The following is a 17,558-nucleotide window of genomic DNA, read 5'->3' as shown; positions in this document are numbered from 1 at the left end:
CGCGCAAGCGCCCTCAATGTGACAGTGCCCCACTCGCTTGCAATCGCGCGCTCAGCCGCAGGGCATGGCTGCTGTCATGCGAAACCGGCGGCAGCACCGGGTCATAGCTCACCCGGATCAGATCGCCGATCTCGGGCCGCAGGATCACCGCGTCGCTGTCGGGCATGACTGCCAGCGGCGACCGCTCGGTAAAGGCCTCGTCCGACCACAGCAGGATGGTCTGCACCATTTGGCTCAGCGCCAGTGTCTCGGCCGGAACGGTGCTCAGGTTGTCATCCATCCGCAGGAACACGAAACTCGCCCGGATCGCGCCATCTTCGTCGAACCGAAAGATGCGGTACTGGTTGGCATCCGTCGCCTTGAGACGCTCCACCAAAGGCTCCAGATCGGGAACCATCCGGTCCAGGTCGGGCACCTGCGGCAGTTCATCCCAGTCACGGAAGAAAAAGAACATCAGGTTGGCGCCCAGTTCCGGATCGGTCTCGGCCATCTCGTGGCCGGCCAGGGCGACAACCGCCTCGACCGCGCCCTTGACCACCGCCAGCGTGGCGTCGTCGACGCCAAACACAATTGGCACGATCGGCCGGCCCCAGCGGGCAAAGAGAAACGACCCGTCGCTGCGGGTGAAATGCGCCTCAATCTCGTCCGGTTGCATCGCCAACGGTCCTTTTGCTCAAACCCCGGCCCGACATACCAAAACCCTGCCGGGGGTCAACGCGCGCGCCCCTTCTTCTTGGTCAAAATACTCACATTGCACGACGCTGGGCTATTTCCCGAAGAGATCGGATTGCGCCTTGCCCTCGGGCACAGCCAGCCCCAGATGCCGCCACCCCCGCTGCGCCAGCATGCGCCCGCGCGGGGTGCGCTGGATCAGCCCCTGCTGCAGCAGGAACGGCTCGATCACCTCTTCCAGCGCATCGCGGGATTCCGACAGCGCCGCGCTGATCGTCTCGATCCCCACCGGCCCGCCCTGATAGGCCTCGGCGATCAGCGTCAGATACCGCCGGTCAGCCCCGTCACAGCCCAGCTGATCCACGCCCAGGCGGGTCAGCGCATGATCTGCCAGCGCGCGGGTCACATGCCCATCGCCCTCGACCAGCGCAAAATCCACCACCCGGCGCAACAGTCGCCCGGCGATCCGGGGCGTACCGCGCGCCCGGCGGGCAATCTCGCGCGCGCCGTCGGCATCCGCCGGTGCGCCCAGCAGATCGGCATTGCGGCGGACAATCTCGTACAGTTCGTCCTCAGTATAGAACTGCAACCGCACCGGGATGCCGAAACGATCGCGCAGCGGCGTGGTCAGCAACCCCAACCGGGTCGTCGCGCCCACCAGCGTAAAAGGCTGCAATTCGATCCGCACCGTGCGCGCCGCCGGTCCTTCGCCGATCACCAGGTCCAGTTCGAAATCTTCCAGCGCGGGATAGAGCACTTCTTCCACCGCCGGGTTCAGTCGGTGAATTTCGTCGATGAAGAGCACATCGTTGCGCTCCAGATTGGTCAGGATCGCCGCCAGATCCCCCGCCTTGGCCAGCACCGGGCCCGATGTCATCCGGAACCCGACGCCCAGCTCCTTCGACAGGATCTGCGCCAGCGTCGTCTTGCCCAGACCGGGGGGGCCATGAAACAGCGTATGGTCCATGGCCTCGCCGCGCTGCCGGGCGGACTGGATGAAGACGCGCAAATTGGCCCGCGCCTCGGCTTGACCAATGAACTCGCTCAGCGCCTGCGGCCTGAGCGACCGGTCCTGATCGTCGGGCAGTTGCTCGGGGCGCAGGTTGGGATCAGGCTCACTCATGCATTCAGACCCCATTCCCTCGTGCCCAATCGATTCATCCAACCATGTTCCAACGCGACAACCTCTTCAACAACCTCATCCGGAGAAACCCTCTCCAGAATCGAGAAGCGAAAATCCTTGGCGCTGCGTTTTTTCAGCTCGCGCGTCACGCCAACATCGCCGGCAACATGCGCAAGCCAACGGCCAAGAATATTCTCCAGGCCATAGGCGGACCCAACATAGCGCGCGCCACCGGCGCGGTCGATGATCAGGTAAATCCCGCGCCATTCCCTGAGCCGTGCCCTCCAGCTCTCCGGCAGATTCCGCACTTCCAGCCCATCCAGCACAAGTTCCCGCCAGTCCGGACAAGTCGGCTCAAACTGTGGCTCGGCCAAGAGCTCCGAAATTTCAGGATTCAGTTTATCGGCCCGGCGAATATAGGCCCGCCCCATCGGGGATTTCACGATGAGCCGCCCGCAGAAATCCGCAAGATATCCCGAGCATTCGAGATCGAAGCGAAGTTGTGTGGCCTGTCGCGCAAGATTGGCTGTTGGTCCTGTATCGGTAGCGCCGTAGGTTTCTTCAAGTTCGCTGTAACGCCGATCGGCATAGATGAACGAGGTGGGTAATTCCTTAAACCCGGCGATGCAGTACACACCCACGAACATCATCAAATGTTCATCCAACGGCACGAAACTCGCACAGAACCGGCGCTTCTTCAGCGTATTCTCCGCCGGTGTCGAATGAACCGCCTGATACGCTTCGAAAAGATCTGCCCTTTGCCGGACCAGCCACGGCAGCATCCGACGAAACGGCTGTAATTTAGTCTTGTGGAATACCAGCGAGACATCTGCCGGATCCAGTCCTTCGGCCTTCAGCAACATGCAAAGATGCAAAGCCATCTGTGCCTACCCTTTCGGTGCCAGCAATTTTAGCGCGGCGCGGATCAATGCGGGCGTCTCCGCCTCGGGCGCGTCGCCTGCCGCCTGCGCCACGGCGCCGGCCGCCTCGCCCGGGGCATACCCCAGATTGCTCAGGGCCGACAGCGCCTCGGCCTGCGCGCCGGACCCGGCCACGGGGGCGGCAGGCACAGTTGCCTCGATCACCTCATCGCCACCGAGATCAACAACCGGGGCCGGGCTCGCGCCCATCGCCATCACCTGCGGCGCCTTGTCTTTCAACTCGTTCACCACCCGCTGCGCCGTCTTGGGGCCGATCCCCTTGGCCGCCTTCACCGAATTCCAGTCGCCCAGCGCAATCGCACGGCCCGCGCCATCGGGCCCCAGCGTGCCAAGGATCGCCATCGACGCCTTGGCCCCGACCCCCTGAACGCTCATCAGCAGGCGGTGCCACTCCTTTTCCACCAGCGAGGTAAAACCGAAAAGCTGCAGATTATCCTCGCGCACCAGCAGGTCGGTATAAAGTGCCGTATGTTCGCCCACAGCGGGCAGCGCCTGCAGGGTGCGATCATTGCAATAGACCAGATAACCCACGCCGCGCACGTCGATCAGCACGTGATCCTCGGCGCGGTAATCCACCCGGCCTGCGATCCGCCCGATCATGCGCGCACCTTTTCCACCATGACCTGCGCCGACCGCGCGTGATGCGCATGACAGATCGCGATCGCCAGCGCATCCGCCGCATCCGGGCCGGTAGGATCACAGCCCGGCAACTGCACTTTCACCATATGTCCGATCTGCGCCTTGTCGGCATGGCCCACGCCCACAACCGTCTTTTTCACCCGGTTCGGCGCGTATTCTCCGACGCTCAGCCCGAACTGCGCCGGCACCAGCACCGCAATGCCCCGCGCCTGGCCCAGCTTCAGCGTCCCCGCCCCGTCCTTGTTGACGAAAGTCTGCTCCACCGCCGCCGTATCCGGCGCATAGGCGGTAAACACCGCGGTAAGTTGTTGATGCAGCGACAAAAGCCGCGCCGCCATGTCATCGCCACGCGATTTGCATACGCCATTGGCCACATGGCTCAGCCGGCTGCCATCCACGTCAATCACGCCCCATCCGAGGTTCCGCAACCCGGGGTCGATACCCAATACACGCATGAATTCTGCCCTGCTCTTTTCTGTTTTGCCAAGCATTAGCACGAAACGAGAACAAACACCAAGCGGAATGCGCAGATATGCCGCGCAAATCACGGCCCATCCTGATCGCATCGCCCCCGGCAAGACCAATGCAGGCGACCACTCCCAAGGTTCCGGCCGGACCCGCGGGGCCTGCACGGCAGAGGCGACCGGCGGGTGTCATGCACCCCTTCGCAGCCGAGCATTCAAGCTGCACCCATGCAATTTTTGCATAGGGAATATGCAGTTTTCGCTGCTTGTCGTTTTGCCGCCGCAGGACTACCTGAGCCACAGACACAGAACTGTTACAAAGCCGGGCCAACACCCCGGAAAGAAGGAAGAATATCATGGCCGTCATCGACACCACCCGCTCCCATGCCGCAACCGGCTTCATTGGTCACACCGTGGCGAAAATCGGCGCCGCAGTCACCGCATGGTTCGAAGCCCGCGCCACCCGCAGGGCCCTGTCGCAGCTCAGCGACCGCGAGCTGGACGATATCGGGCTGAGTCGCAGCGACATCGACCGTATCGGCATCTACCACTAAGGTATTTGCGTCGGTCACTGCCCTGATCGGCACCGCATTGTAAAAAGCCCTGCGCAATCACCGGCGCAGGGCTTTTTTTCGTTTCAGGGCGTGACCGGTTTTACGCGAACCACCAGCGCTCGATGCAGCGTTCGCCATCCATATCCCAGTTCGATCCCATCTGCGCCGGGGTCACCACATTGTCGCGGGTGCCAAACACGTACGAGGCAAACATCGGCGCGATCAGCCCGCCATCGTTGCTCAGAATTTCCTGCATCTCGTAATACATCGCCCGGCGCTTGTCGTCTTGCAGCTCGGCCCGGGCTTTGATCAGCAGTTCGTCAAACCGCGCATTGGACCATTTCGTGCCATTCCAGGGCACACCGCTCTGATATGCGGTCGAAAACATCTGGTCTTCGACGGGTCGCCCGCCCCAATAGACAGCGACAAAGGGTTTGACGTTCCACACATCGGTCCAGTAGCCGTCATTCGGCTCGCGGATCGGCTTGATGTTGATCCCGGCCTTGGACGCCGAATTCTGATAGAGGACCGCCGCGTCCACCGATCCGGCAAAGGCCGCATCTGCCGCCGACAGGTCGATGTCAATCGACTCGAACCCGGCCTCTTTCAGGTGGAACTTGGCCTTGTCCGGATCATACTCGCGCTGCGGTAGGTCCTTGTTGAAATAGCGCTGCCCCTGCCCGATCGGGTGATCGTTGCCGATGACGCCATAGCCGAATAGGATCTTGTCGACCAACTCTTGCCGGTCAATCGCGTATTTCAGCGCCAGCCGCAGGTTCAGGTCGGTGTAAGGGTCGGTGTCGCACATCATTTCAAAGGTGAAATGCTGCGTGCCGGGGATCGAATGCACGTTGATGCCCGGCACCTGCTTGATTCGCTCGACGGTTTTCAGGTCCAGCCGGTCGATTGCATCCAGATCGCCCGCCACCATCGCCGATGTGCGCGCATTGGTATCGGTGATCGCCAGCATTTCCGCGCTGTCGAAAAACGCGCGGTTGGCCAGGTCCCAGTGGCCGTCATTGCGCGACAGGTCCGCGCGCACACCGGGTTCGAAATTGTCCAGTCGGTAGGCGCCACAGCCATTGCCCGTGGTCCAGTCCACCGCGCCGTCCGCCGAAGCCCCGATGGGAATGTGATAATCGCTCAGCGTGAACGGGAAATCAGCATTGCCCGCGTCCAGCTCGAACACCACGGCATTCGTGCCGTCGGCCTTGACGTCCATGATGGCCGCCAGAAGCGGTTTCGCGGCCGAGGTCGAGTCATCGCCCCGGTGATGATTGATCGACGCGATCACATCCTCAGGCGTCAGCGGCTTGCCGTCATGGAACGTGACACCTTGGCGCAGGTTAAAGCTCCAGGTCTTGCCATCTGGCGACGCGTCCCAGCTTTCGGCAACCCCGGCAGCAAGGCTGCCATCGGGCGCCACTTCGGTCATGTAGCCGTGGAACGATTGCAGCAGGTTGACCATATAGCCATTTTCGGCGGTGCCCGGGTTCATCGTGTCGGTGGTCTGGCCGTGGCCCTTGCCCAGCCGTAGCGTGCCGCCGCGATTGGGCGTCGCCGCGCGCGCCTGATCCGCGATCATGGTCGCCGCCGAGGCCGTCATCCCCGTGGCCAGCAAAGATCGCATGAACCCGCGCCGGCTCATGCCGCCACCGGCAAACCTCATTTTCAGCTGTTCGATATCAAAGACGTTCATTTCTTCCTCCCACGTTGCTGCAAGTGGATCGCGCCCGCCGCTATGGTTCTGACCAACAGCAGGTGACACTCGCGCTTCAACTTAAGAGGGTCAATTGCGCGGCAACAATGGAATTATTCTTGCCAATTAGACAAATAAGATTTGCCAATCACCCGGCGCGTGGCGATGCCGGGCTGGGCAGCTCGGCCAGAATCCAGTTCCGGAAGGCCGTTACGCTGGCCATGTCCTGCTTTGCGGGCGGCACCCACAGATAGTAGGATTTTGCCGGTTTGACCGCAAGGTCGAAGGGCCGGATCAGGTGGCCCGCCGCCATCGCGTCATGGCAGATGAACTCGTCCCCCATGGCGATCCCTTGCGCGTTGATCGCCGCCGAATAGACCAGCGTCATATCCGCATAGACGATCCCGGTGGCCTCGGGCACATCCCTCACCCCGGCCTGGCGCAGCCACGCCGACCAGTCGCAGCGATCCGCCAGATGCAGCAGGTCCCCCTGCAGTACGTCCTCGGGCCGGGTCAGCCCGCCCAACCGATTCAGCAGCACCGGGCTGACCAGCGGCGTGAACTCGACCTCGCGCAGCACCTCGACCCCGGCACCGATCTGCGCCGGATCGCCAAAGGAAATAAACACATCGACCTCGGGGTTCGACATATCATCCAGCGCCGCCGGCAGCACGACCGACAGCGCGACATCCGGGCACATCGCCCGGAAACGCGAGATCTTGGTGTTCAACCAATTGGCCGCGAAACCCGGCGTCGCGCTGACAATCAGCTGCCCCGTTAGCCCGCCCCCCGCATGGCGCGAGGCCGACCGGCTGATCACGGACAACGCCTCACGCACGTCACCCGCATAAGCCCGGCCCCGGCTGGTCAGCTCGATCCCCGTGCCGACGCGGTTGAACAGCGTGAACCCCAGGTCGCGTTCCAGCAGGCGCAATTGATGGCTGACCGCACTGCGCGTCAGGTTCAGCTCCTCCGCCGCTTTCCACACGACCCCGTGGCGCGCAAAGCTCTCCAGCGCGCGCAGCGCCTGCGTTGTCGGAATGCGCGACATCAGCCCCGGCTCCCTTCAGATACCCTTGTCGCAGCCAGTTTTGCGCAATTCCGGCAAAAGGTGAAGGAAATTACCCAAGCAAAAGAAAATGTTTCACTTTCCCGGCACGCCCTGCACTGTCTAAATATCCGCCAAGGAGACCCTGATGCCGCTGACAAACGCCCAGTCCGATGCGCTGAACATCGTCGATGCCCGGATGCCCGAGCTTTCGGTCTGGTGTTCGACCATCTTCGACTTTGGTGAAACCGCCTGGCGCGAATACCGCTCGGCGGAATGGTATGTATCCCGCCTGCGCGCCGAGGGGTTCACCGTCGAAGAAGGCTCCGGCGGCATGCCCACCGCCTTCTGCGCGGAATGGTCCAATGGCGACGGGCCGGTGATCGGCATGTATGCCGAATATGACGCGGTGCCCGGAAACTGCCAGGCGGCCGGCACCCGGCGCGAACCGCGCAAGGGCCTTGGGTTTCAGGCCGGCGGCCATACCGACCCGCATTCGGGGCTGGGCATCAGCACCCTGGGCGGGCTGTTGGCCACCAAGGCCGCGATGGAAAAACATGGGATAAAGGGCGGGCTGCGCTATACCGGCGAACCGGCCGAGAAGGTGCGTGGTTCCAAGCCGATTCATGCCGCCAAAGGCTACTATGACGGGCTGGCGGCGATGCTGTCCTTCCACCCTTTCTACATGCTGCCGATGTGCAATACCGTCCGCTGGAACACCCATTGCGGTGCGGCCTACGCGATGATCTACCGGTTCATCTGCGATGCGCCCGAGACCTGGGGCGCCACCGATAACGCGCCCATTCCGCAAAGCCATTCCGACGTGCGCGCGCCCGGCGCCAATGACGCGCTGATGACAATGTACCAATCGTCCAAGGCGCTGCGCGAAGCCATGCTGCCGCATCAGGGCGGCTGGTCGATCTCCGAGGCGATCCTGACCGCCGGGCAGGCCACCGCCGACAACCTGCCCGCCGGTCTGGCCGAAATCCAGTACATGATGCGCGTGCCGACCCTTGCGATGTCCGACCGGATCACCGCCGTTCTCGATCGCAATGCCGAGGCCGCCGCCGCGATGACCGGCTGCCGGGTGGAACGTCACTGGGTCTGCAAATCCCGCCCCGGCCTTGCCAATCATGCCATGGCGAACGTGGTCTGGGACGCGCTGCAGGCGGTCGGCGCGCCGCACTGGGACGAGGCGGCAGACAACATCGCCCGCGAGATCCAGCGCAATGCGGGCACCGAGCCGATGGAAAAGCCCTTTATCGATGAACTCACCCGGCTGGTCCCGCCGCAGGAGGCCGAAGAAATCCTGCGCCGCGACCTGCCGTCCAGCCAGCTCAATTCCACTTCGGACGACTATACCGACATGTGCTGGCACGCCCCCACGGCGCGGTTCTACATCGCCCGCCCGGCCCTGCGCGGTGGCCCCTATCCGCCTTGGGTGATGAACGCGCTTGGCGGCATCCCCGCCACCATCGACCCGATGATCCGCTGCGCCGCCAAGACCCTCGCCGCCTCGGCCCTGCGCCTGCTCGAGGATGAAGCCGCCCGCGCGGCCGCAATGACGGAATTCAAGACCCGAGCCGCAGAGGAGGCGATGATCCCACCGCTCTGCGATTACGACCCACCAATCCATTTCCGCTGGCCGGAATATGTAACCACACCCCGTGGGCGCGACTGGTGGATTCCCTCCGCCCTGCCCGGCGCCTGAAACTGAAAGGACCCCCTCCATGGCTCTTGATAAATCGACCGACTCCTTCACCCTGCAACGCCGCAACCCCAAGGGCGGCACCGCGCCGCTGACCGGTTGGGGCTTTCGCAATGAAACCGACCCGCTGACCGATGTTCTGCTCGGCTCGCCCGCGCATCTTTTTCACCGCGCCACGTCAAGCCTGTCGCGCAAACACCTGCGCGAAGCCCCCTGCAACATCCAGACCGCCCAGGCCCAGCACGCCGAACTGGTCGATGCCTACCGCCATTTCAACGTCAAGGTTCACATGCTAGAGGCCGAGCCGGAATTGACCATGCAGGTCTATTCCCGCGACAGCTCCTGCATGACCCCCTATGGCGCCTTCATCACCGCCATGTCGCAATGGTGGCGGCGCGGCGAGAATTACGCCGCCATCCGCGCCTACGAGAAGCTGGGCATCCCGATCTATGACATGGTCACCGCCGGCACCTTCGAAGGTGGCGATTTCAACGTGATCGAGGAAGGCTGCGTGCTGATCGGCTGCGGCGAGGCCCGCACCAACGAGGCCGGCGCCAGGCAGGTCGCCGGCTGGTTCGAGGCCGAGGGCTGGGAGGTGCGTATCGCCTATATCGACGAATATTACGTGCATATCGACCTGATGGTCGTGCCCGTGGCCGACAAGCTGACGGCGGTCTGCCTGGCCTGTACCGACCCCGCGATCGTCGACTGGCTGCGCGCGAAAGGCCACGAGATCATCGACGTGCCGTTCCAGGACACGATGGCGCTTGGCTGCAACATGATGTCGCTGGGCAACGACAAGGTGATCGCACCATCGTCGTCCACGGTCCTGATCGACCAACTCCGCGCCCGTGGCTTCGAAGTCGCCGCCGTCGACACTGCCGAAATCTCGAAGACCGGCGGCGGCATTCATTGCATGGCCCAGGCGCTGCGTCGCGAGGCATAACACCGTGCCCGAAAAATCGCACGGCTGAGTTATACACGATGAAAAACGTCCAGTGGTCGACCGCCCAAAGCCGGTGTTCGACCACACAGGTCCAAATGCCCGACGTTCTTCGCCAGAGAACAAATCAAAACCTTGGACGCACCCACTGGCCTGGCCCATCGTTTTGCGCGGTTCGGGCCGCCAAAAGTGCCTTTCAGGATAAGGGCAATTTTTTAGGTCGTAAATTTCGAATTGGCCCATACTCAGCCGGGTTGATCAGACCTCTGGGTTCGAAGGTTGCGAAGGTTCGATGCGCGCCACAGACGCAAGCCCCTCACCGACCGAGGCAAGCACCTCGCGGACCGGTTTGTAGAACATCCAATTCCCGATCCGCTTACCACGGACCAATCCCGCATCGGATAATTTCTTCATATGCGAACTGATTGTCGGCTGGCTCAGCCCCGCCTTCTCCGTAATGAACCCCACGCACACACCATCATCGACCAGATCGCCATCCCGTTGCTCGGAGAAATGGGCCCTCGGATCAAGCAACCACATCAAAATGCGCAACCTGACGGGGCTGGCAAGCGCGACCAATGCGGGCACACTTGACTCTTCATCTATATTGTCAATCATCTATATAGATTCTCTTCTATATGGACCCTGTCATGACAATACCTTCCGATCCCCTGCATATCCAGAGTGAAGCCTTTGAAGCGGGCGCAAAAAGAGGTGCGGATTATTTAAGATCGCTGTCCAGCCGAAATGTCCATGCAAACACCAATAAGTTGGGGGATCTGGATTTCCCGTTGCCTGATACTGGCCTTAGCGCATCAGACGTTCTGGAATTGCTGGACGACGCCGGGCGCGACGCGACTGTTGCTTCTGCTGCCGGGCGGTATTTCGGGTATGTCATAGGTGGGGCGCTTCCGGCAGCGTCGGGCGCGCGGGCGATGTTATCGGCCTGGGACCAAGTTGCCGATGCGTTGACAGGCCCGTCCGTCCTCAAGTTAGAGGACGTCGCCATCCGGTGGGTCGTGGACCTTCTGAACCTGCCGGATGAAACCCAGGGCGCTTTCACAAGTGGCGCGACAATGGCGAACATGTCACTTCTGGTAACAGCGCGTGACGTACTTCTTGAAAGGCAAGGTCATGCACGAGGTCTTGGCCTGATCGGCGCGCCACCCATCAGGGTGGTCGCCAGCAAGGAAATACATGCCACCGTGCTTAAATCGCTCAGGATGGCTGGTCTGGGAACGGCCAACATCGAATATGTCGACACCGACGGTCAGGGCCGGATGCGACTTGATGATGTGCCTACACTCGACCAACGTACATTGGTGATCGCGCAGGCCGGAAATGTATGCACCGGTGCGGTCGATCCCATTGGCGAAATCGCGCGTCGAAGCAAAGAGGCCGGAGCGTGGCTTCACGTCGACGGGGCATTCGGATTATGGATGCGGGCAGGAACAGAAACGTCCCGGGCCACCAAGGGAATTGAATTAGCCGACAGTTGGGTCGTGGACGCGCACAAGACGCTGAACGCCCCCTACGATTCCGGGCTGGCCCTTTGTCGCCATCCCGATGAATTCCGCGCGTCGATGGCGATCGGGGCCTCCTATCTGCCCGCAACTGATCCCAGCCCGGCAGACTTTGCGCCAGAATTTAGCCGTTCGGCCCGTGGCGCAGAAACCTGGGCCGCGCTTTTGTCGCTGGGAGGAAGCGGTGTTCGTGATCTGGTAGACCGTTTTCATCATCACGCCATCCGAATTTCGCAAGAGCTTCAGGACATGGGCTTTCTCGTGCCCCACGAAATTCATTTCAACCAGGTGTTTGCAACCCTACCCGAGGGTGGTGACCGGGCTGCCGCGATCGTCCAGAAAATTCAAACCTCTGGTGCAGCCTGGTTCGGCGCAGCCACCTGGCAAGGGCATTCCGGGTTTCGGATAAGCGTATCAAACTGGTCGACAAGCGATGACGATATTGACCGGCTGATCCGCGCTATCGCGACCGCAAAATAGGTCAGCCAAAGGATCGGTTGCTTTCAAAAAAGGCGGTTGGGAATGCTCGATCAGTTGTCACTCAAACTCATTCTTGGGCGTATGGGCGACATCGCAAAAGGCACGCACCAGCCGGGAATGTTTTCGCTCTTCAAGATACGCAAGATAGTATTGTGTGCTCACGGTTGCGTCCCGGATCGGGACAGCGCGTAGGTTCGGATGTGGGACAAACTCGAAATCAGCGACGAAACCGATGCCCAACCCCTGCTCGACCGCTTTCCAGATGCCTTCGCGGCTGCCAATATCAAGAACAACATCAATGGAAATGTCGTACCGTGCCAGCGCCTGTTCCATCGCGGTGCGGGTGGTCGACCCGCTTTCGCGTTGCACCACCTTCTGGCCCTGTAGTTCGGTGATCGAAATGCTCTTGCGATTGAAAAACGGATGCCGGGCATTGGCGAAAACCACGACATCATGGGTACTGTAGGGCTCTGTGATCACCCTTGGATCGGCATTCACTTCGGCAATCAGACCGACATCCGCCTCATAGGCCAGCAGCCGTTCAAAGCTGCGCTGCGAATTGCCGAACTGGACGCTGATATCGATCTTCGGGTGGCGCGATTTGAACGCGACGATCATGTCCGTTGCGTGAAACGGTCCGACCGCCGCGATTTTGAGGGACCCGGAATGCAGCCCCTTGAAAGCATTCAGCAGATCCTCCGCTTCGGTCTCGCTTTGGTGCAACCGCATCGTTGCCTTGTAAAGCTCCGCCCCGGCAAGCGTAAGGCGAACCTGCCGCCCGATGCGGTTGAACAACTCGACGTCATAGCGAGATTCCAACGCCTTGACCTGAGTTGAAAGCGTTGGCTGGCTGATGTTCAGGGCGCGGGCAGCGGCAGAGAAACCACCATGACGCGCAACAGCATGGAAAGAGCGCAGAGCAGTAGAAAGCATTCATACAGCCTATAGATATGATCTAAATAATCAATTTGTTATATGGAAATCTCTACCACATGATCTGACCGATAACGACTGGTCCAATGGAGTTGGAGGGGGTACCGGCATGTGGGAATATAAAAATCCCGTCAGAATTCTATTCGGCAATGGCCGTTTTGCATCCCTTGCGGCGCTGATTGCAGGTCGTTCCTATGCGCTTGTTACCTACCCGGACGCGCCGTTTCAGGCATTGTCCCAAAAGCTGATCGAGGCGGCAGGAGCGCCGCTTCTGGTCATTGAAGATATCGCACCCAATCCCGATTGCCGGTTGCTGGATGGCCAGGCCGCCCGCTTTGCCACCCTGACCGCGCAACCCGAGGTCATCGTCGCGTTGGGTGGCGGGTCAGTCATCGATTCCGCAAAGGTCTTTGCCGCCGCCGCCGGTGATTTCAGCAAAGTCAGGCGTTTTCTTGAAACCAAGGAAGGCGAGGCCGCACTTTCCGCCATTCCGATCATCGCGGTGCCAACGACCGCGGGCACGGGCAGCGAGGTCACCTGCTGGGCCACGGTCTGGGACGAAGAAAGCGGGCGTAAATACTCACTGGCGCGGGAAAACCTTTATCCCGAAACCGCCGTAGTCGACCCGATGCTGATGCTAGAAAAGCCCTATGGGCTGACCCTTGCAACCGGGCTTGATGCTCTGTCGCATTCGGTCGAAAGCATCTGGAACGTCAACGCAAATCCGGTTTCCGCCCGCCACGCGGTCGCCTCGGCACGCGCCATCCTTGCCGATTTACCAGGCCTTTTGCGCAATCTTGGCGATCTTGATCGGCGCAGCCGGATTGCCGAGGCGTCGCTGAACGCGGGCCTTGCCTTTTCAAACACGAAAACTGCCATCGCACATAACCTGTCCTATCCGATCACGCTGGGCTGGGGTGTTCAGCACGGCATCGCCTGTTCGTTCACATTGCCAACAGTATTGCGGTCTGTCGCAGGGCTGGGCGGGTTCCGAGAGACCGCGCTGAAACAGATTTTCGGCGACGATCTGAACAAGGGCGCGGACGAGCTAACTGCGTTTCTGGGCGAGCTTGGCGTTGGCAGCAAGTTTACCGACCACGGCGTGCCCGACGCCGCCTGCAAGACCATCATAGACGAGGCATTCGCGGGTGAACGCGGCAAGAATTTTGTCGGCACAAAAGAGAACTTCTTAGAAGCAGCCACCCGGTCAGGCGTCATCAGCCTGTCACCTGCATAACAAATAAGGCTGTGAATACATTGGGGTGTATTCAATTTACCAACGGAGGAACGACATGAAAATCTGGACTAAAACAACAAGAACAATAGGCGCAGCACTGCTTGGGTCTCTGTCACTCATGGGGGCGGCGCAGGCACAGGAATGCAAAGACCCCGAGGTTATCCGCTTCTCGATGATCCCGACCGAGGAAACAACGCAAGAGCTTACGCTCTACGAACCACTGGTCAATGAGATCAAATCAGCCACCGGCAAGAACGTCGAGTTTTTCCTGCCAACATCCTATGCCTCGGTCGTCGAGGCGATGCTGGGCGGGTTTGTCGATCTGGGCATGCACGGCCCCTACTCCTATGTCATTGCCCAGGACAAGGATCCTGAATTGCGGGTGGTGGCAACCTACGCCAAACACAAGGGTCACTTTCAGGAAGAAGGCCCCGGTTACAAGGCCGTGCTGGTGGCGCGGGCCGACTCTGGTTACAAATCCGTTGAGGACCTGAAGGGTGTCGTCATCGGATTGACGGACCCGGCCAGCACCTCGGGCAACCTCCTGCCGCGCGTGTCCTTCACCAAGGTGATTGGCGCCGAGCTAGAGGATTACTTCTCGCGCGTTGTCTACACAGGCGGGCACGATCTGTCGGCGGTTGCCGTGTTTGAAGGCCAGGTAGATGCGGCCTTTGTCGCCACTCACCGTCTGGACAACGTGCTGGATCGCGGTATCGCCAAGATGGAAGACTATACCGTTTTGTGGTCATCGCCGGTGATCCCGCAGGACCCGTTCGTGGTGAATGGTCGCCTCTGCCCCGAGATCATTGACCAGATCCAAAATGCATTCCTTAATCTGAGCGAAAGCGAGGAAGGCAGACAGTATCTGGAGAACGTCAACGCCAGCAAGTTCGTGGCAATGACCGATGCAGATTACGACATCATTCGTGACCTCAAAGCTGCCAAAGACGCCAAGAAGTAATAGCGTCCAACGCGACTTGCCTTCGTGAAAGCGAGGGCAAGCGCAAAGGGAGAGTATTTCGATGTCCGTCCTTTCCGTAAGAAACCTGAGAGTACGCTATTCGGCCAAGGGGCCGGAAATCCTGAAAGGGATCGACTTCGACGTCGAAAGCGATGATTTCCTCGCCATGATCGGCCCCAGCGGTGCGGGTAAATCCACCCTGATCCGCTGCGTGAACCGGCTGGTAGAACCGACAGATGGGCAGATTACGCTTCTGGGTCAGGACGTGCGGACCCTCAGCGCACGGGAATTGCGCGGACTGCGCCGCAATGTCGGTATGATTTTTCAGGAATTCAACCTGATCAACCGCATGTCCGTCATGGATAACGTGCTGTCGGGGCGCCTTGGGTATACCGGCAATATACGCAGCCTGTTTCGTCATTTTCCCAAGGAAGATGTTCACCGCGCACTCGACTATCTCGACCGGGTCGGCCTGAGCGATCATGTCAACAAACGCGCGGATGAACTGTCCGGCGGGCAGCGACAAAGGGTCGGCATTGCCCGCGCCCTGATGCAGCAGCCCAAGCTTTTGCTGCTGGATGAACCCACGTCAGCCCTCGATCCCAAGATCTCACGCGAAGTGATGGCCCTGATCATGAGCATCGCAAAGGAACTTGGCGTGCCCGCACTTTGCAATATCCACGATGTGCAACTGGCCAAGGAGTTCTGCAACCGGATCATCGGCCTTCAGGACGGGTACAAAAAGTTTGACGGCGACACAAAAACGCTCCGCGACAGCGATCTCGAAGACATCTACGCGATGGAGGTGCTCTGAGCATGGCTGTCTCTGACACCCATATCGCCAGCCTGTCCGTTCAGACCGAGCTGCGCCGAAAGCGCCAGTTTAAGATGCTGCTGTTCTGGGGGGTATTTCTGGCCTTCGCCGCATGGTGCGTTCAGGGCACGATCATCGAAGACACCGATTGGTCCCGTATTGGTGGGCGCAGCGGTGTCTGGGCTTCGATCGGCCGTTATATCCAGATCGACTGGGGCCTTTTGCCCGAATTGCTGGTGCCGACGATTGAAACCTTCATGATGGCATCGGTTGGCACGGTCCTGGGCTGTTTCTTCTCGCTGCCGGTCGCCTGGCTGGGCGCGGCAAACGTCACCCCCAGCAAGACGATCCTCTACCCCGTGGGCCGTTTCTTGATGGTTCTCAGCCGCAGCGTACATGAAATCGTCTGGGCGCTGATTTTTGTCAGCGCCGTGGGCCTGGGCGCTCTGCCGGGGATATTGGCGATCGCGATGCGATCGGTCGGCTTCATTTCGAAAATCACCGCCGAAGCGATCGAAAATATCGACGCCAAACCGGTCGAGGCCATTCGCGCCACCGGCGGCAACGAGTTTCAGGTGATGTATTACGGCATCCTGCCGCAGATTTACCCGGTCGTGCTGGCCACTGTCATCTTCGAGTGGGACATCAACATCCGCCGCTCGGCGGTGATGGGGCTGGTGGGGGCTGGCGGGCTTGGCCTTTTGTTCTTCCGGCAGATGAACAGTTTCAACTACGGCGGCGTCACCATGGTCATTCTGGCAATCCTGCTGCTGATCGTGCTGGGTGAGGTGATTTCACACTACCTGCGCAAAGCCGTGATCTGAGGAGATGACGATGAGTGAACAGACATCCCTCTCCCCGCAAAAACCGCTCAGAACATGGTCGCGCTACAGCTTTCCTGAATCCCTCTGGAGCTTTGGCACACTGCTCGCCGTGCTCGTGTTCCTGACCTATTCTCTCTATTTCCTCAACATCGACGTGCTGATGATGCTGGGCGCCCTGGGCAAGCTTGTCGGTGTGGTCGCCGACCGTTTCTACCCGCCGGATCTGGCCTATATCACCGATCCCGGCTACCTGGCTTCGATCCTGGATACATTGCAAATGTCGTTTCTGGGCGGCATCGCCGGGGTGTTTCTGGCCATTCCGCTGGCCTGGTTTTCGGCCTGGAACGTGACGCCGAACCGCAGATTATTCTTCCCGCTCGGACGGTTTGGCGTGATCTCCTGCCGGGCCATTCATGAAACAATCTGGACCATCCTCTTTGTCTCGGTGCTCGGCTTTGGCATGCTGGCCGGTGTCAGCGCGCTGACCATGTTCTGCATCGGCTTCGCGGGCAAACTTTTCTCGGACGAGATCGAGGCCATCGACATGGGACCGGTCGATGCGATGCGGGCCGCCGGCGCCAACCCGTTTCAGGTGTTCCTCTACGCGGTCGTGCCGCAGGTGCGCGTCGCCTTCACGGGCATCGCGATCTACACCTGGGATGTCGCCTTCCGGGCGGCAACGGTTGTGGGCTTCTTCGGTGGTGGCGGCATGGGCTGGTATCTCAAACGCAACGTCCAGCAACTTGAAAACCTGCGTGTTGGTGCAATCATCCTGTCGATCATCGCAATGGTACTGATTGCCGAATTCATCTCGGGCTGGCTGCGTAGCGCCGTCAACCGGGCCAAATAACCACCCACAATTGCCGCGAATGGAAACCGACAACGATCCGCCCGTGGCGGAGAACAAGGAGAAATTGTCATGACGAAAGAGAGTTCAGTATTTGCGAATGGTCGTGAATATATGTTTCCGAAGGTATGTGCGATCTCGATTTGTC

General features: G+C 60.5%; 18 protein-coding genes. 9 read left to right on the top strand and 9 right to left on the bottom strand.

Going from position 1 to position 17,558, the window contains the following annotated elements; genetic code table 11:
- Positions 1-13: 13 nt before the first annotated feature.
- From Q1B27_RS00090 to ruvC, 5 genes are all read right to left on the bottom strand, one after another.
- Positions 14-655, bottom strand: a complete 642-nt coding sequence (locus Q1B27_RS00090; protein ID WP_299841816.1) for a hypothetical protein — start codon at positions 653-655, stop codon at positions 14-16.
- Between the two features lie 111 nt (positions 656-766).
- Entirely contained in the window at positions 767-1,795 is a 1,029-nt protein-coding gene (gene ruvB, locus Q1B27_RS00085; RefSeq protein WP_299841813.1) for a Holliday junction branch migration DNA helicase RuvB, read from the bottom strand.
- The gene (locus tag Q1B27_RS00080; protein WP_299841810.1) at positions 1,792-2,676 is read right to left on the bottom strand and encodes a GIY-YIG nuclease family protein; all 885 of its coding nucleotides are present in this window, start codon (positions 2,674-2,676) and stop codon (positions 1,792-1,794) included. The genes ruvB and Q1B27_RS00080 overlap by 4 nt, the downstream gene beginning before the upstream one ends.
- A gap of 6 nt (positions 2,677-2,682) precedes the next feature.
- Positions 2,683-3,336 (bottom strand): Holliday junction branch migration protein RuvA, encoded by a 654-nt coding sequence (gene ruvA, locus Q1B27_RS00075; RefSeq protein WP_299841807.1) that lies wholly within the window; start codon positions 3,334-3,336, stop codon positions 2,683-2,685.
- The gene (gene ruvC / locus Q1B27_RS00070) at positions 3,333-3,830 is read right to left on the bottom strand and encodes a crossover junction endodeoxyribonuclease RuvC (RefSeq protein ID WP_299841804.1); all 498 of its coding nucleotides are present in this window, start codon (positions 3,828-3,830) and stop codon (positions 3,333-3,335) included. Before ruvC ends, ruvA begins: the two co-directional genes overlap by 4 nt.
- Before the next feature lie 365 nt (positions 3,831-4,195).
- Here ruvC and Q1B27_RS00065 point away from each other — a divergent pair, with 365 nt between their 5' ends.
- Positions 4,196-4,393 (top strand): DUF1127 domain-containing protein, encoded by a 198-nt coding sequence (locus Q1B27_RS00065; protein ID WP_299841801.1) that lies wholly within the window; start codon positions 4,196-4,198, stop codon positions 4,391-4,393.
- 100 nt (positions 4,394-4,493) lie between these two features.
- On the opposite strand, the gene Q1B27_RS00060 is transcribed toward Q1B27_RS00065, so the two are convergent.
- Complete coding sequence (locus Q1B27_RS00060) at positions 4,494-6,092, bottom strand: ABC transporter substrate-binding protein (RefSeq protein ID WP_299841798.1); 1,599 nt, start codon at positions 6,090-6,092, stop codon at positions 4,494-4,496.
- A 148-nt stretch (positions 6,093-6,240) separates the two neighbouring features.
- Positions 6,241-7,143, bottom strand: a complete 903-nt coding sequence (locus Q1B27_RS00055) for a LysR substrate-binding domain-containing protein (RefSeq protein ID WP_299841795.1) — start codon at positions 7,141-7,143, stop codon at positions 6,241-6,243.
- Between the two features lie 145 nt (positions 7,144-7,288).
- On the opposite strand from Q1B27_RS00055, the gene Q1B27_RS00050 reads away from it, so the two are divergent.
- Positions 7,289-8,851 carry an amidohydrolase gene (locus Q1B27_RS00050; protein ID WP_299841792.1) on the top strand — a complete coding sequence of 521 codons (1,563 nt, stop codon included), beginning with the start codon at positions 7,289-7,291 and terminating at the stop codon, positions 8,849-8,851.
- Positions 8,852-8,870: 19 nt separating this feature from the next.
- The gene (locus Q1B27_RS00045) at positions 8,871-9,794 is read left to right on the top strand and encodes a dimethylarginine dimethylaminohydrolase family protein (protein WP_299841789.1); all 924 of its coding nucleotides are present in this window, start codon (positions 8,871-8,873) and stop codon (positions 9,792-9,794) included.
- A gap of 255 nt (positions 9,795-10,049) precedes the next feature.
- On the opposite strand, the gene Q1B27_RS00040 is transcribed toward Q1B27_RS00045, so the two are convergent.
- On the bottom strand, positions 10,050-10,409 hold the full coding sequence (locus tag Q1B27_RS00040) for a helix-turn-helix transcriptional regulator (protein ID WP_299841786.1): 360 nt from the start codon (positions 10,407-10,409) through the stop codon (positions 10,050-10,052).
- A gap of 32 nt (positions 10,410-10,441) precedes the next feature.
- On the opposite strand from Q1B27_RS00040, the gene Q1B27_RS00035 reads away from it, so the two are divergent.
- A complete protein-coding gene (locus Q1B27_RS00035; RefSeq protein ID WP_299841783.1) occupies positions 10,442-11,794 on the top strand; it encodes an aminotransferase class V-fold PLP-dependent enzyme in 1,353 nt (450 codons plus the stop codon).
- A gap of 57 nt (positions 11,795-11,851) precedes the next feature.
- On the opposite strand, the gene Q1B27_RS00030 is transcribed toward Q1B27_RS00035, so the two are convergent.
- Positions 11,852-12,727, bottom strand: coding sequence for a LysR substrate-binding domain-containing protein (locus Q1B27_RS00030; RefSeq protein WP_299841780.1), 876 nt, complete (start codon positions 12,725-12,727; stop codon positions 11,852-11,854).
- A gap of 109 nt (positions 12,728-12,836) precedes the next feature.
- On the opposite strand from Q1B27_RS00030, the gene psrA reads away from it, so the two are divergent.
- The 5 genes from psrA to phnE (Q1B27_RS00005) all read left to right on the top strand — a co-directional run bounded on the left by psrA (position 12,837) and on the right by phnE (Q1B27_RS00005) (position 17,413).
- Positions 12,837-13,964, top strand: a complete 1,128-nt coding sequence (psrA, locus tag Q1B27_RS00025) for an iron-containing alcohol dehydrogenase PsrA (protein WP_299841777.1) — start codon at positions 12,837-12,839, stop codon at positions 13,962-13,964.
- A 55-nt stretch (positions 13,965-14,019) separates the two neighbouring features.
- The gene (locus Q1B27_RS00020; RefSeq protein ID WP_299841774.1) at positions 14,020-14,925 is read left to right on the top strand and encodes a phosphate/phosphite/phosphonate ABC transporter substrate-binding protein; all 906 of its coding nucleotides are present in this window, start codon (positions 14,020-14,022) and stop codon (positions 14,923-14,925) included.
- A 61-nt stretch (positions 14,926-14,986) separates the two neighbouring features.
- Positions 14,987-15,739 carry a phosphonate ABC transporter ATP-binding protein gene (gene phnC, locus Q1B27_RS00015; protein ID WP_299841770.1) on the top strand — a complete coding sequence of 251 codons (753 nt, stop codon included), beginning with the start codon at positions 14,987-14,989 and terminating at the stop codon, positions 15,737-15,739.
- Between the two features lie 2 nt (positions 15,740-15,741).
- Positions 15,742-16,563, top strand: coding sequence for a phosphonate ABC transporter, permease protein PhnE (gene phnE / locus Q1B27_RS00010; protein ID WP_299841765.1), 822 nt, complete (start codon positions 15,742-15,744; stop codon positions 16,561-16,563).
- Between the two features lie 10 nt (positions 16,564-16,573).
- A complete protein-coding gene (gene phnE, locus Q1B27_RS00005; RefSeq protein WP_299841762.1) occupies positions 16,574-17,413 on the top strand; it encodes a phosphonate ABC transporter, permease protein PhnE in 840 nt (279 codons plus the stop codon).
- Positions 17,414-17,558: the final 145 nt, after the last annotated feature.

The sequence above is a fragment of the uncultured Roseovarius sp. genome, from assembly GCF_947489715.1.
In the GTDB taxonomy this organism is placed as follows: Bacteria; Pseudomonadota; Alphaproteobacteria; order Rhodobacterales; family Rhodobacteraceae; genus Roseovarius.
The sequence above is the reverse complement of the archived record's forward strand: the minus strand, read 5'-3'. Positions and strand labels throughout refer to the sequence as shown.